The organism is Novosphingobium sp., assembly GCF_031424035.1.
In the GTDB taxonomy this organism is placed as follows: Bacteria; Pseudomonadota; Alphaproteobacteria; order Sphingomonadales; family Sphingomonadaceae; genus Novosphingobium.
On sequence record NZ_JANPGP010000083.1, the window covers coordinates 1 to 13,713 of the forward strand.

Annotated in this window: 14 protein-coding genes and 2 tRNA genes; 7 read left to right on the forward strand and 9 right to left on the reverse strand. The window is 63.1% G+C overall.

The genetic code is table 11. The features are described 5' to 3' along the window. Window positions 1-133: 133 nt before the first annotated feature. Both RMO89_RS12245 and RMO89_RS12250 read left to right on the forward strand, forming a co-directional pair. Window positions 134-709: a 5-formyltetrahydrofolate cyclo-ligase gene (locus tag RMO89_RS12245; RefSeq protein WP_310533405.1), complete on the forward strand. Its 576-nt coding sequence runs from the start codon at window positions 134-136 to the stop codon at window positions 707-709. Next, on the forward strand, window positions 709-927 hold the full coding sequence (locus RMO89_RS12250) for a DUF2842 domain-containing protein (RefSeq protein ID WP_310533406.1): 219 nt from the start codon (window positions 709-711) through the stop codon (window positions 925-927). The genes RMO89_RS12245 and RMO89_RS12250 overlap by 1 nt, the downstream gene beginning before the upstream one ends. 13 nt (window positions 928-940) lie before the next feature. Here the strand turns inward: RMO89_RS12250 and RMO89_RS12255 are convergent. After that, window positions 941-1,017 (reverse strand) — tRNA-Asp (locus RMO89_RS12255). A gap of 164 nt (window positions 1,018-1,181) precedes the next feature. On the opposite strand from RMO89_RS12255, the gene RMO89_RS12260 reads away from it, so the two are divergent. After that, the gene (locus RMO89_RS12260) at window positions 1,182-1,613 is read left to right on the forward strand and encodes a hypothetical protein (protein ID WP_310533408.1); all 432 of its coding nucleotides are present in this window, start codon (window positions 1,182-1,184) and stop codon (window positions 1,611-1,613) included. Here RMO89_RS12260 and RMO89_RS12265 read toward each other — a convergent pair whose 3' ends face one another. The 5 genes from RMO89_RS12265 to thyA form a co-directional block, all read right to left on the reverse strand. Next, window positions 1,614-2,210: a YdeI/OmpD-associated family protein gene (locus RMO89_RS12265; RefSeq protein ID WP_310533409.1), complete on the reverse strand. Its 597-nt coding sequence runs from the start codon at window positions 2,208-2,210 to the stop codon at window positions 1,614-1,616. A gap of 20 nt (window positions 2,211-2,230) precedes the next feature. Next, window positions 2,231-3,547, reverse strand: a complete 1,317-nt coding sequence (locus RMO89_RS12270) for a dihydrolipoamide acetyltransferase family protein (RefSeq protein WP_310533411.1) — start codon at window positions 3,545-3,547, stop codon at window positions 2,231-2,233. Continuing rightward, window positions 3,547-4,554 (reverse strand): alpha-ketoacid dehydrogenase subunit beta, encoded by a 1,008-nt coding sequence (locus RMO89_RS12275; protein ID WP_310533426.1) that lies wholly within the window; start codon window positions 4,552-4,554, stop codon window positions 3,547-3,549. Before RMO89_RS12275 ends, RMO89_RS12270 begins: the two co-directional genes overlap by 1 nt. A 47-nt stretch (window positions 4,555-4,601) precedes the next feature. Then, the gene (locus tag RMO89_RS12280; protein WP_310533412.1) at window positions 4,602-5,906 is read right to left on the reverse strand and encodes a 3-methyl-2-oxobutanoate dehydrogenase (2-methylpropanoyl-transferring) subunit alpha; all 1,305 of its coding nucleotides are present in this window, start codon (window positions 5,904-5,906) and stop codon (window positions 4,602-4,604) included. Between the two features lie 102 nt (window positions 5,907-6,008). Next, entirely contained in the window at window positions 6,009-6,977 is a 969-nt protein-coding gene (gene thyA / locus RMO89_RS12285; protein WP_310533413.1) for a thymidylate synthase, read from the reverse strand. 114 nt (window positions 6,978-7,091) lie between these two features. Between thyA and RMO89_RS12290 the strand changes: the two genes are divergently transcribed. Both RMO89_RS12290 and RMO89_RS12295 read left to right on the forward strand, forming a co-directional pair. After that, window positions 7,092-7,168 (forward strand) — tRNA-Pro (locus RMO89_RS12290). Window positions 7,169-7,287: 119 nt separating this feature from the next. Further along, a complete protein-coding gene (locus RMO89_RS12295; protein ID WP_310533415.1) occupies window positions 7,288-7,587 on the forward strand; it encodes a hypothetical protein in 300 nt (99 codons plus the stop codon). A 5-nt stretch (window positions 7,588-7,592) separates the two neighbouring features. On the opposite strand, the gene RMO89_RS12300 is transcribed toward RMO89_RS12295, so the two are convergent. Beyond that, the gene (locus RMO89_RS12300; protein ID WP_310533416.1) at window positions 7,593-7,952 is read right to left on the reverse strand and encodes a DUF1232 domain-containing protein; all 360 of its coding nucleotides are present in this window, start codon (window positions 7,950-7,952) and stop codon (window positions 7,593-7,595) included. A gap of 13 nt (window positions 7,953-7,965) precedes the next feature. Further along, entirely contained in the window at window positions 7,966-10,038 is a 2,073-nt protein-coding gene (gene recG / locus RMO89_RS12305) for an ATP-dependent DNA helicase RecG (protein ID WP_310533418.1), read from the reverse strand. 62 nt (window positions 10,039-10,100) lie between these two features. Between recG and RMO89_RS12310 the strand changes: the two genes are divergently transcribed. Continuing rightward, window positions 10,101-10,364, forward strand: coding sequence for a succinate dehydrogenase assembly factor 2 (locus tag RMO89_RS12310; protein ID WP_310533420.1), 264 nt, complete (start codon window positions 10,101-10,103; stop codon window positions 10,362-10,364). Between the two features lie 3 nt (window positions 10,365-10,367). Here the strand turns inward: RMO89_RS12310 and RMO89_RS12315 are convergent, their stop codons facing one another. Continuing rightward, complete coding sequence (locus tag RMO89_RS12315; RefSeq protein WP_310533422.1) at window positions 10,368-10,691, reverse strand: Dabb family protein; 324 nt, start codon at window positions 10,689-10,691, stop codon at window positions 10,368-10,370. A 168-nt stretch (window positions 10,692-10,859) separates the two neighbouring features. On the opposite strand from RMO89_RS12315, the gene mfd reads away from it, so the two are divergent. Beyond that, on the forward strand, window positions 10,860-13,713 hold a 2,854-nt coding region (gene mfd / locus RMO89_RS12320), incomplete at its 3' end, for a transcription-repair coupling factor (RefSeq protein WP_310533424.1).

A 13,713-nucleotide genomic window follows, 5' to 3' on the forward strand; every position in this document is an offset into this window, starting at 1 on the left:
GCAATCCTATGGGGGCTGTCCCTGGTTGGACCCTGGTCCGGCACACATGGTCCCCACCTGACGTGAACGCGTCAGTGGATTTCCCCGGCAACGACCCATGGTGGTCCCGTCACCCTTCCCGCAGGAGCCGGCCTTGGAAGACAAAAAAGCGCTGCGACGCGAGATGCGAGCGAAGCGCAAGAAATTCGTCGCGTCCATTCCCGATGCTGTGCGTGGGCTGATCCTCAATCGTCCACCGGCTGAAGTTGTCGAGGCGTTAAGCGGCAGGTCCGTGCTGGGGTTCTACATTGCCCAAGGCGACGAAGCCCCGACTCGCGGGTGGATCAGCTGGTTCCATGAGAACGGCTGGCGCGTGGCCCTGCCCCGCTTCATCGCCGGACAAAGCGCGATGGAATTCGCCATCTGGGACAATCCCTTTGACGACAGCCAGCTTGAACCAGGGCTTCTGGGCATAGATCAGCCGGCAGGCGAAGCCGCTGCGGTAGTGCCCGATGCGCTGATCGTGCCGCTTGTGGCTTTCACGCCGCACGGGGACCGGCTGGGTCAGGGCGGCGGGCATTATGATCGCTGGCTTGCGGCCAACCCGGTGAACCTCACCATCGGGCTCGGCTGGGACGCCCAATGCGTCGATAGCCTGCCAACAGAACCGCACGACCGCGCGCTTGATGCCGTGGTCACCCCTACTCGCGTCTACTGGAGCAAAAGCTGATGCGCACCGAACCTACCTGGCGGATCCCCATCGGCGTGCTGCTGCTGATAATGGCCTTGGCGGTCTATGCGCTTGTGATTGCGCGCTATGTGCCCCAACTGATCGCTTCGTGGCCCGCTCTGGCGCAGACCCCGGTCTATCTGATCTTAGGAGTGGTCTGGCTGCTCCCGCTGCGGCGGTTTCTCATCTGGATGGAAACCGGGCGCTGGAAAGCCTGAATAAATTCCCAAGTGGCGCGAGTGACGGGGCTCGAACCCGCGACCTTCGGCGTGACAGGCCGACACTCTAACCAACTGAGCTACACCCGCGCAGCCACTTGGGAGCCGCGCCACTAAGGCAGGGTTTCGGACGTGTCAACAGCTTTGCGGAGCAATCGCGCGCGCCGCTTAAAAAGTTTCATGGTGCAGCCGCGTTAACCAATTCTTGGGGCCAATTTGCGACAAGCCTGCTCGTATTGGGGGGCCGAACGCCGATGTTTTCCAAGTCGTTTCTCGCAGTCTATGGCTGCGTTATTGCCTTGGCCTGTGCCGGGTCTGCGACAGCTCGCAGCGTTGCGCTCGACAGTTCGGTCTTTGTGGAACGAGCTCGCGACGCGTCCCGCATCCTCGAACCCGCCCGCCAGCTGGTGCCGGGTGACCGGGTGGTTACCGTGCTGACATGGCGGCGTGAGGCACCTGGCGGACAGTTCACCGTCGCCAATGCCCTGCCCCGCGGCCTCTATTACCAAGGCAGCGCCAGCGACACTGAGGAAGTTTCAACCGACGGCGGCCGCAATTGGGGCAAACTTGGTTTGATGCGAATCGGCCGCCGCTTCGTAACCGCCGAGGACGTGACCCATGTGCGCTGGCGCATTCAGTCGAGCGATGCCTCAGGCCGGATCGCCTACAGCGCGATTGTGCGCTGATCAGCAGCCCTCGTACTTCCAGTTACGCTTCTTGCCTTCGCTGAGCCATTCGATGGCCTGGGCAATGCGCCGGTCGCGCGTGGCATCGGCCTTGGCTTCGGCGATCCACTGAACATATTCGCGGCGGTGTGAGGGAGCGAAAGCATCAAGCGCTGCCTTCGCCGACGGACTAGCATCCAGCGCTGCAACAAATGCGGGCGGCAACGGCAGTTCCGGCTTGGCGTCCTTCTTGGTGCCAGCCGGCATCTTGCGGAGCGCGGTGCCTTCCGAAGCGATCCGTTCGCTGGCGGCAACAATCTTGGACTTAAGCTCATTGTCGCCCGGCAGATCCGCAATTCCCGTCAGCTTGCCGTATTGCCCCATCGCATCGCCCTGCCGGCCATCGCCATGGATCATCATCGCACAATGCGCCTTGAACGCCGCCATCCCGGCGAGGATCTTACCATTGTGCATGAAGTGCGGCATCGACCACTTGATCGTCTCAACAAGATCGGGAACAGCCTCGTGCACAACCTTGCGAATGTGCTGCAGGATTGGCTGGGCAAATGGGGCGGCCTTGGCGATGTAATCGTCGAACCGTGGATCGAGCGTCGCCATGGCAGGTCTTCCCCTGTTCGTCAGTTCGCCAGCAACAGCACCGGCGTTTCCAGCAGATTCTTCACCGCCTGAACAAAGCTCGCCGCATCCCATCCGTCAACCACGCGGTGGTCGCACGAGATCGAGATGTTCATGATCTTGCGCTTTTCGATGCGCTCACCGCCCATGCCATCGGAGACGAACATCGGCCGTTCGACAATGCGGTTCGGGCCGAGAATCGCGACTTCCGGACGGTTGATCACCGGCGTATGCGCCACGCCGCCCAGCGGGCCGAGCGAGGTTAGCGTCATGGTGGAACCGGACAGTTCCTCACTTTTTGCCGTGCCATCGCGGGCGGCTTCGGCCAGGCGCACGACTTCCTGCGCAAGCTGCCAAAGGTTGCGGTCCTGCGCGTTGCGGATCACCGGAACCATGAGGCCAGCAGGGGTCTGCGCCGCCATGCCAAGGTGGACTGCGGCATAGCGCGTCACGACGCCGGCTTCGTCGTCAAAGCGGGCATTGATCATCGGGAACTGGGGCACGGCTTTACAAATGGCGGTGATCAGCAATGGCAGCATCGTAAGTTTGGGCTTGGCCCCGCGATTGGCGTTAAGCTGCACGCGCATCTGTTCGAGCGCGGTGACATCGCATTCCTCGACATACGAAAAGTGCGGGATATTGCGCTTCGAAGCCGCCATGTTGTCGGCAATACGGCGGCGCAGGCCGATGACCTTGACCTGCTGGTCCTGCCCATGAAGCCCCGGCGCGCGGTAGCCACCGGTGCCGCTGTAAGCGAGGAATGCGTCAAGATCGGAATGGCGCAGGCGGGAACCTTCGGCCGGTCGAATATCGCCAAGGTCGATGCCGAGTTCGGCGGCGCGGGCACGAACCGCAGGGCTGGCCTGAACCTTGGAATTGCCGACGGGAGCTGCGGACTGCTTAGGGCTAGAAGCAGGGGCAGGCTGTGGCGCGACCTTCACCGGCTCAGGAGCGGCGGACAGCGGGACTGGCGCGGGCGGCGGAGGCGATGCATTTACCTCTTCCATGCCCGGCGTTTCCGCTTCGATCTGGGCTTTTGCCTGTGGGGTTGCAGGAGCAGCGTCAGCCTCCCCTTCCCCTTCGACTTCAATCACGACCAGCGGCGCGCCGATGGCGACGACATCGCCTTCTTCACCCGCGACCTGAATCACGATGCCCGCAACCGGGCTCTCCATTTCGACCGTCGCCTTGTCGGTCATCATGTCGGCTATGCGGCCGTCTTCCTCGATCCGGTCGCCTACCTTGACATGCCAGGCGACGATTTCAGCCTCGGCGATGCCTTCTCCGATGTCAGGCAATTTGAACGTGTATGTGCCCATCATTCGGCTCCCAGCAGACGGTCAATGGCCTCACCAATGCGCACCGGGCCTGGAAAATAGGCCCATTCAAGGCTGTGCGGATAGGGCGTGTCGAACCCGGTTACGCGCTCGATCGGCGCTTCGAGGTGGTAGAAGCAGCGCTCCTGCACTAGTGCGGAGAGCTCGGCACCAAAGCCGGAGGTGCGGGTCGCCTCGTGGATGATCATACATCTGCCGGTCTTTTCCACAGACCTTTCAACAGCCTCAATATCAAGTGGCACAAGCGTTCTGAGGTCGATGATATCGGCATCGACGCCCTTCTCGGCGCAGACGGCAGCGGCGACGTGAACCATCGTGCCGTAGGATAGTACGGTCATGGCGTCGCCTTCACGAACGGTGCGCGCCTTGCCCAAGGGTATCGAATAATAGCCCTCCGGAACAACGCTGTCCGGGTGAGTGTTCCACGGCTTTACCGGCTTGTCGTAATAGCCGTCGAACGGTCCGTTGTAGATTCGCTTGGGTTCGAAGAAGATCACCGGATCGTTATCCTCGATAGCGGCAATCAACAGGCCCTTGGCATCGTGCGGCGTGGACGGGATCACGACCTTGAGGCCCGCCACATGGGTGAACAGCGCCTCGGGGCTCTGGCTGTGGGTCTGTCCGCCGAAGATGCCGCCACCAAAGGGCGAACGCACGGTGATCGGGGCGATGAATTCGCCCGCCGACCGATAGCGCAGGCGCGCGGCTTCCGACACGAGCTGGTCATAGCCGGGATAGATATAGTCGGCGAACTGGATTTCCGGCACGGGGCGCAGGCCATAGGCCGCCATGCCAACCGCCGCGCCGATGATGCCGCATTCGTTGATCGGCGTATCGAACACCCGGTTCTTGCCGAACTTCTTCTGCAAGCCATGCGTGGCGCGGAACACGCCGCCGAAATAGCCGACGTCCTCGCCCATGATCACCACATCGGGATCGCGAGCCATCATGATGTCGAGCGCGTCGTTGATCGCCTCGATCATGTTCATGCGCTTCGAAGGCGCGTTGGCGAGGCTCAGGGCCGCTTCCTCGACGCTCACTTTTCGTACTCCTTCCAGGTCGGCCATTTGATCCGGCGCTCACGGATTGCCTGTTCGGATTGCTCCTTCAGGTTCCACGGCAGTTCCTCGTAAACGTCTTCGAACATGGTGTGGAAGGGATGGTGGAGCCCGTGGCCGAGGATACCGTTCTTTTCGGCTTCCTTGGTAGCGGCTTTCACTTCCTCGGCGAGTTCGCGGTCCATCGCCTCGTGCTGCTCGTCGGTCCATTCGCCGATGGCGCAGAGATGGTTCTTGAGGCGGTTGATCGGATCGCCCAGCGGCCAGGCCTCAGCCTCGCGCGCGGAGCGGTACTGGCCGGGATCGTCGGAGGTCGAGTGGCCTTCGGCGCGGTATGTGAAGTGCTCGATCAGGGTCGGGCCCTGGTTGGAGCGCGCGCGGTTGGCGGCCCACTGGGTTGCCGCATAGACGGCAAGCGCGTCGTTACCGTCCACTCGCAGCCCCGCCATGCCATAACCAATTGCGCGCGCGGCAAATGTCGTGCGTTCGGCGCCAGCGAACCCGGAAAAGCTGGAAATAGCCCATTGGTTGTTGACGATGTTGAGGATGACCGGTGCGTTATAGACCGTGGCAAAGGTCATCGCCGCGTGGAAATCGCCCTCGGCGCTCGATCCGTCTCCGATGAAGCTGGTGGCAATACGGCTGTCGCCCTTTGACGCACTGGCAAGCGCCCAGCCTACCGCCTGCGGGAACTGGGTGGCGAGGTTGCCGCTGATCGTGAAGAAGCCGTAATCGCGGGCCGAATACATGATCGGCAGCTGGCGGCCCTTTAGCCGGTCGGCGCGATTCGAGTAGATCTGGTTGATCATCTCAACCATCGGATAGCCGCGCGCGAGCAGGATGCCCTGCTGGCGGTATGACGGAAAAACCATGTCATCGGCAGCCAGTGCAAAGGCAGAGGCAACGCTGGTTGCCTCTTCGCCTGTGCACTTCATATAGAAGCTGGTCTTGCCCTGCCGTTGGCCGCGGTACATCCGGTCATCGAATGCGCGGGTACGCGCCATGACGCGCAGCATTTCACGCAAGGTATCGGCGTCCAGGCGGGGGTTCCACGGGCCTACGGCCTGATGATCCTCACCCAGCACGCGAACAAGATCGTAGCAAAGCGGACTCGTCTCGATCGCCGGACAACCCTCGTCGGGACGGGGCTGCGCGCCTGCGGGCGGGATGTTCACATGGACAAAATCGACCGGGTCGCCGGGCCGGAACTTGGGTTCGGGCACATAGAATTCGAGCGGTGGACGATTGCCGCCCCGCGCCAGAGTTTTCCGACCTTGCGTCATGATTCCAGCTCTCCCGCGTCACGGCAGCCCGTGATGCAAAGTTTTACGTCAGAGACATAATATTTCAAACCGGTTTCATCGTCAACTAACCTGCAGCGCGAGTCAAACGGCAACTGGTGCGGCGATATGCGCCTGCGGGGCGTATCCCATGACTGCGAAATCTTCGATGCAATATTCGAACATGGAAGCCGGCTGGCGAACAATTTCAAGTCGCGCTTCCCCCGAAGGTCCGCGGGTAAGTTGCTCTTCAACCAGAGCGCGGTGATTGAGGTAAAGGTGGACGTCCCCGCCCATCCAGACCGCCTCGCCGGGTTCCAACCCGGCCTGCTGCGCCAGCATTCGGGTTAGCAGGGCAAGGCTCCACATGTTGAAGGCGAAACCGAGGCCCAGATCACAGGACCGCTGATAGAGCAGACCGGAAAGCCGGTTGCCGGAGACATGGAACTGGTAAGTCTTGTGGCACGGCGGCAAGGCCATCGCGTCGAGTTCCGCGACGTTCCAGCCTTCGATGATGTGGCGGCGGCTGCCGGGGTTGGACTTCAGGCTCTCCACGACATGCGCAACCTGATTGATACCCGGCCCAGCTGAGAAGGTGCCGTCTCCGTTCGGCTGATAGGTCGGCCAATCGACCCATTGCTTGCCGTAAACCGGCCCTAGATCGCCCCACTCTGCAGCGAAATCGGCGTCTTCGACTATCCTGCGCGAGAAATCGGCGCGGGAAATATCGCTGCCAGTGGCCTTGCGATAGCGATCGAGCGGCCAGTCGGTCCAGATCTCGACGCCCTGCGCGCAGAGGTGGCGGATGTTGGTGTCACCGGTGAGAAACCATAGCAATTCGCGCGTTGCGGTCTTCCAGTAAACGCGCTTGGTGGTGAGCAGCGGCATCGCGCCTCCGGTCAGGTCAAAGCGAATCTGTGCCCCGAAAACTGAGCGCGTGCCCACCCCGGTACGGTCGATCCGCTCGTCGCCATGCTCCCAGATGCGGCGCATCAAGTCGATGTATTGCCACTCCCAGTGGCCGGGATCGGCGCGCTTCTGCTGAGAATCGGTTGGGGAGAGCATAGTGGCCATAACTCTTTCGTAGCGAGGCGATTGCCTGCTTGCCACCCCGCGATTGCCTCACTATAGGCGCGCTCCTGCCTTGCCCATCCATGACTTTCGGGTCCGGACGGGTGAACGATCGGTCGGGGAATAGCTCAGCCTGGTAGAGCACTGTCTTCGGGAGGCAGGGGCCGGAGGTTCGAATCCTCTTTCCCCGACCACATCGTTCCATCGAACCTGCAAATGATCGCCAGCCGGCCACCGGCAGGCTTGCAAGCTTGGCATCGCGCCTTATTGTGCACTGCACAAAGCCTCCCCGTGAACTTATCGAGTAGCCCTGATGTCCGACCCGCGAATGATTGTGATGGAAGCGATTGCCCGCCGCAAGTTGCTCGCCGCCAATTACAACGGCCTTCGCATCGATCTGGCCCCGCACCTGTTGTTTGAACGGCACGGCGACCTGTTCGTCTCTGCCCTCAATCTGGCCAAGACCTGGCGCAGCGACGAGGATCCTCGCCTTGGCCAGTTCAAGCTCGCTGGCCTTGGCGCGCCCGAAGTGCTCGACGCCCCGTTTGATCCGCTTCCCGGCTATGCGCCGGACGCCCCGCGTGAAACGGATACGGTTCTGCTTTCGGTCTGATCTGCTCAACCGCGCAAGACGAACCAGCATATCCCGCCTGCCAGCAGCAGCCAGGTCGCGCCGATCAGTGCAACCGCCCAGCTCGGAGTCACCGGCCACGGCGTTTGCACGGCCTTTTCGCGAAGTTCCGCAAGCAAGCCTTTGGGCAGCAGGCGCAGGACCAGCCACACACCCGCCGGGATCAGCAGTATGTCATCCAGCAGACCCAGTACCGGAATGAAATCCGGGATGAGGTCAATCGGGCTGAGGGCATAGCCGATCGTCAGTACGGCAATGGCCTTTGCCGCAATTGGCGTGCGTGGATCGCGCGAAGCAAGCCAGACCACCAGCACCTCGCGCTTCAGCGCGGTCGCCCAAGATTTCAATCTGGCGAAAATCTCAGCCGCCCCGCAGCAACTGGACGCCCCAGTCGCGTTCGAACAGGTAGAGCAACAGCCGCGCCGCCTCGCCGCGATCGCCAGTCAGGCCGCCCCCCTCGTCTTGATTGGCGCGCTCCATCAGCAGACGCGCATCATCGTGGGCTAGCGGCAAGAGGCGCTGGATCTGCTCGAGGCTGGCCACGCGGAACGGCGTGTCACCCGATTGCCGCGTACCAAGCAGTTCACCGCCGCCGCGCAGGTCGAGGTCTTCCTCGGCAATGCGGAAGCCGTCCTGCGTTTCGCGCATCAGGGCAAGCCGCTTGCGCCCGGTTTCGGACAGTTCGGACCCACGCAGCAGCAGGCAGGTGCTCTTGCCCTCGCCCCGTCCGACACGGCCGCGCAGCTGGTGTAGCTGGGCGAGGCCGAAGCGTTCAGCCGCCTCGATCACCATCAAGGTTGAATTGGGCACATCGACGCCGACCTCGATCACCGTTGTTGCGACCAGCAACCCCGCCTCGCCGCGCACGAAGCGTTCCATCGCCGCGTCCTTGATCTCGGACCGCAATTGTCCGTGGACCAGTGCCACATTGTCGCCAAAATGCTCGCGAAGTTCGGCAAAGCGCGCCTCTGCGGCGGCAAGATCGTCAGTCTCGTTCTCACGCACCATCGGGCAGACCCAGTAGGCCTGCTGGCCGCTTTCAAGATGCCGGGCGAGCGCGCCGATCACGTCGCCCATGCGCTCCACAACGACCACGCGGGTGTCGATCGGTTGCCTGCCGGGCGGCATTTCATCGAGCTTGGAAACGTCCATCTCGCCATATTGTGCCAGGGTCAGGGTACGCGGAATCGGCGTGGCGGTCATGGCCAGGCAATGCGGGGTGCGCTTGCCCTTTTGCGCCAGCATCAGCCGCTGGCCGACGCCGAAGCGGTGCTGCTCGTCAATCACCACGAGGGCGAGATTTTTGTAGGCCACTGCGTCCTGAAAGATCGCGTGGGTGCCGACGCAGATGTCGATCGAGCCATCAAGCAGCCCCATCAGGATCGATTCGCGCGCCTTGCCCTTGTCGCGCCCGGTGAACAGCGTGATGTTGACCCCGGTCGGAGCGAGCATCCGGCGCAGAGTTTCGAAGTGCTGGCGGGCAAGGATTTCGGTGGGAGCAAGCAGCGCTGCCTGCGCCCCGCCCTCCACTGCGACCAGCATCGATTCGAGCGCAACCACGGTCTTGCCCGAACCGACATCGCCTTGCAGCAAACGCAGCATCGGCGCCGCCTGTGCCATGTCGCCCTCGATTTCGCTGATCGAACGCCGCTGCGCCCCGGTCAGCGCGAAGGGCAGGTGCAGCTTCGTGCGCAGCCGCCCGTCGCCATGCAGCGGCGTGCCGGACTTTGCCCGATTGGCATTGCGCACCAGCATAAGGGCAAGGCTGTTCGCCAGCAGTTCGTCATAGGCCAGCCGGTCGCGCGCTGGCGCGTGCTCTCCCTTATGCGCCAGCAACAGAGCATCACGCCAGATTGGCCACTTCATTCGGTCCAGCAGGCCCGGCTCGATCCATTCGGGCAAGTCCTCGACATGACCGAGTGCCTGCTGCACCAACGCGGCGGCGCGGCCCTGCGTGAGACCATCCGACAGCGAATAGATCGGTTCACACAATGCCCCGAGCAGGGCGCCGCTTTCGTCGCTGACATGGTCGGGGTGGACCATTTGCAGTTGCTGGCCGAACTGGTCGAGCCGCCCGGCAATCCACTTCTTCTCGCCCAGCGGCAGAGCCTTTTTTGCCCAGCCGGTGTTGCGCCCGAAATAGGTGATCGCGAGGGTATTGCCCGGCTCGTCCACCGCCAGCACGCGGAACGGTCCGCGCCCCGGCGAACTGCGGTATTCGATCGGCGTTACCGCGACGACGACGTTCTCTCCCACGGTCGCCTCATCAAGGTCGGCCACGGCGCGACGCTGCACGAAGCGTTCGGGCAAGTGATAAGCCAGATCGCGTACCCGCGTCAGGCCCAGCTTCTCCAGCGGGCGGGCAAGGTTCGGCCCGACGCCTTTCAGCGCGGTCGTTTCAATGAAAAGGGGATTCAGCCGTTCGGGACGCATCTCAGCCTCATAGCGAGGGAATGGCCTTGCCTCAAAGCCCCTCCAGACCTAGTGCCCCGCAAATGGATCAGGATCGACTGAAACGCCTGCGCTTTCGCGCCTGGCATCGCGGCACGCGTGAGGCTGATTACATGATCGGCTGCTATTTCGACCGGTTTCATGGCGAGTGGGATGTTAGTCAGGTCGAATGGTTTGAGGCGCTGATCGAGGAAGAAGACGTCGATATTCTCGGCTGGGCGCTAGGCACGCTGTCGGTGCCAGATGAATACGCCGGGCCGATGATGGAACGGATGCGCCTTCTCGATTACGTCGAAATCCCGCGCTGATCCTTAACGCGCATCGACAATATCGTAGACCAGTACGCGCTCCCAAAGGTCGCCACAAGCCGCGATGAACGCAGTGTGGAGCGGATGGGGCTGGTAGGCGGCCTGATCTTCAAGGCTGTCGAAAGTCATCGATTCGGAAACCGACCACGAATGGTCAACCACGTCGCGGTTTTCGGTCGTCGCCGGTACGCCGATGTGCAGCGTGCGCACTTGCGGGATGGCCCGCAGGGTTTCGAGGCCGGCGATGAGGCGGGCGCGGTCTTCGGCTGAATCGGGCCGCTTGAGCCAGAACAGCGCCATGTGCCTGAGGAAAGGTGTATCACTCATAGTCAAATTCTCCGCCTTCGTCCCGCCGACTGATTGCGCAAAGGTCTGTGCGGCAACGCCCATGGGGGAGACAAGCGGCAATCGGCTGGCTAGGAGCACTTTTCCCCTGCCCTCGCACGCCCGAATCGGCCTGCGGGGCGTTTGCTTTTGCCTGCGTGCTGTCCAACCATGCCTGACCTGAACAAGATCCTTTCGGCCCGCAGCCCCCTCACCCTGTCCTCGGTGGCGCGCGGGGCGCAGCCCCTGGTGCTCGCCGATCTGGCCCGCGCTGCGAAGGGCCGCGCCGTGTTCATCGCGCCGGACGAGGCGGCGATGCGCTCAATTGTCGATGCCGCGCAGTATTTCGCGCCGGAACTCGACGTTATCGAATTCCCCGCATGGGACTGCCTGCCCTATGACCGCGCCAGCCCGGCGCTGTCAGTCAGTGCGCGCCGCCTTTCCGCCCTGCACCGCTTGCAGGCCAAGGCCACCGGGCCGCAATTGCTGGTCACCACGATCAACGGCGCGCTCCAACGCGTGCTGACCCCGTTTCGCATTCGCGAATCGGTGCGACTGCTCAAGCCGGGTATGGAGATCGGCCGCGAAAGCCTGATCGCGCTGCTTCAGCGGCAGGGCTATTCGCGCACCGATACCGTGGCTGATGCCGGCGAATTCGCAGTGCGCGGGTCTATCTTCGACATCTTCCCCTCGGGGCTTGAAGGCGGACTGCGGCTCGATTTCTTCGGGGACGAGCTGGAAACGCTGCGTCTGTTCGATCCGAACACCCAGCGTTCCACGGGCATTGTCGAGGAGCACCTGCTTCTCCCGGCGAGTGAAGCGCTGTTGGACGAGGACAGCGTCAAGCGCTTCCGCACCCGGTATCGCGAGATGTTCGGCGCCAATGCCACTTCGGACCCGCTGTATCAGGCAGTGAGCGACGGCCGGCGGCTTGCGGGCATGGAACACTGGCTGCCGCTGTTCGAAGAGCGGATGGACACGCTGTTCGAACATCTCGCGCCCGACGACCTCGTGCTGATCGACAATGCCGCACAGGGGGCGACTGACGAGCGGCTGGCCGACATCGCCGATTACTTTGCCGCGCGCACTGACACCTCGGGCAAGGCTCCAGGTTCCTACCGTCCGCTCAAGCCTGATGCGTTGTATTTGAACCGAGCGGAATTCGACCGTAGTATTGCGGGCCTGCCGATACACCGGACGGACATTTTCGCGCAGCCTGATAGCGCCTCTGCCGTCGACTTCGGCTTCTCCTCAGGCCGCGATTTTGCCCCAGAACGTGCCCGCGGCGACAATGTCTACGAAGCCGCCGGCAAGTTTCTGACCGGGCAGGCCGCGCAGAAGCGCAAGGCGATCATCGCCTGCTATTCGAATGGCAGCCGCGCGCGCATCGCCGCGATCATCGGCGAGGCTGTGCGGCCCGGTCCGGTGCTGGCGGACAACTGGCAGGAAGCGCTTGGCCTTGCCGCCAAGGGTTCGCCGGTGGCGCTGGTCCTGCCGCTGGAAACCGGGTTTTCCAATCGCGAGATCGAACTGGTCACCGAACAGGACTTGCTCGGTGACCGGCTGGTCCGCCGCAAGAAGCGCCGCAAGAGCGCCGACGCCTTCCTTGCCGAATTGGCCGCGCTGACCCCGGGCGACCTTGTCGTCCACATGGAACACGGCATCGGGCGCTACGAAGGCCTGCAATCGATCCCCGTGGGCAAGAGCCCGCACGATTGCGTGATGCTGGTCTATCACGGCGGTGACAAGCTATATGTCCCCGTCGAGAACATAGACGTCCTCTCGCGCTTTGGCAGTGAGAGCGATGGGGTGGCGCTCGACCGACTCGGCGGCGAGGCCTGGCAGAAGCGCCGCAGCCGGCTCAAGGAACGCATCCGCGAGATCGCTCACGAATTGCTGCGTACGGCTGCGCAGCGCGCCTTGCGGCAGGCGCCGGTGCTGCTGCCTGAGCAGGCCGCTTACGATCAGTTCGCTGAACGTTTCCCCTGGCAAGAAACCGAGGATCAGGAAGCGGCGATCGACGATGTGCTGGGCGATCTGGCCGAGGGCAAGCCGATGGACCGCCTCGTCTGCGGCGACGTTGGCTTCGGCAAGACCGAGGTCGCGCTGCGCGCCGCTTTCGTTGCCGCGATGGCCGGGCAGCAGGTTGCGCTGATCGCGCCGACAACCTTGCTCGCCCGCCAGCACTATTCGGGCTTCGTCGAGCGCTTCAACGGCTTCCCGCTCAACATCGGGAGGCTATCCCGGTTGGTGCCCGAAAAGGAAGCGACTGCTACCAAGGCGGGGCTTGCCGAGGGCACGATCGATATCGTCATCGGTACTCACGCGCTGCTGTCCAAGAGCCTGAACTTCAAGCGCCTCGGCCTGGTCATCGTTGACGAGGAACAGCGCTTTGGCGTGAACCACAAGGAGCGGTTGAAGTCGCTGCGGACAAACGTCCACGTCCTCACGCTCACCGCTACGCCGATCCCGCGCACGCTGCAGATGGCGATGTCCGGCCTGCGCGAGCTCTCCACCATCCAGACCCCTCCGGTCGACCGGCTGGCGGTCCGCACGTATGTGATGGAATGGGACGACATGGTGATCCGCGAGGCGCTGCTGCGCGAGCATCACCGCGGCGGGCAGAGCTTCATCGTGGTGCCCCGCATCGCCGATATGGAGGCGGTGTCCGACTGGCTCCACAAGTTCGTGCCCGAGATCAAGGCGGTAACCGCGCACGGCCAGATGAGCCCGACCGAGGTCGAGGAGCGGATGGGCGCTTTCTATGAGCGCAAGTACGAGGTGCTGCTGTCGACCACCATCGTCGAGAGCGGGCTCGACATCCCGAGCGCCAACACCATCATCATCTATCGCGCCGACCGCTTCGGGATCGCCCAGCTCTACCAGCTGCGCGGCCGCGTCGGCCGGGCCAAGCGTCGGGCCTATGCCTACCTGACCACCCCGCCCGACAAGCAGCTGACCCTGTCGGCCGAGAAGCGGCTGAAGGTGCTGCAGTCGCTCGACAGCCTGGGCGCCGGCTTCCAGC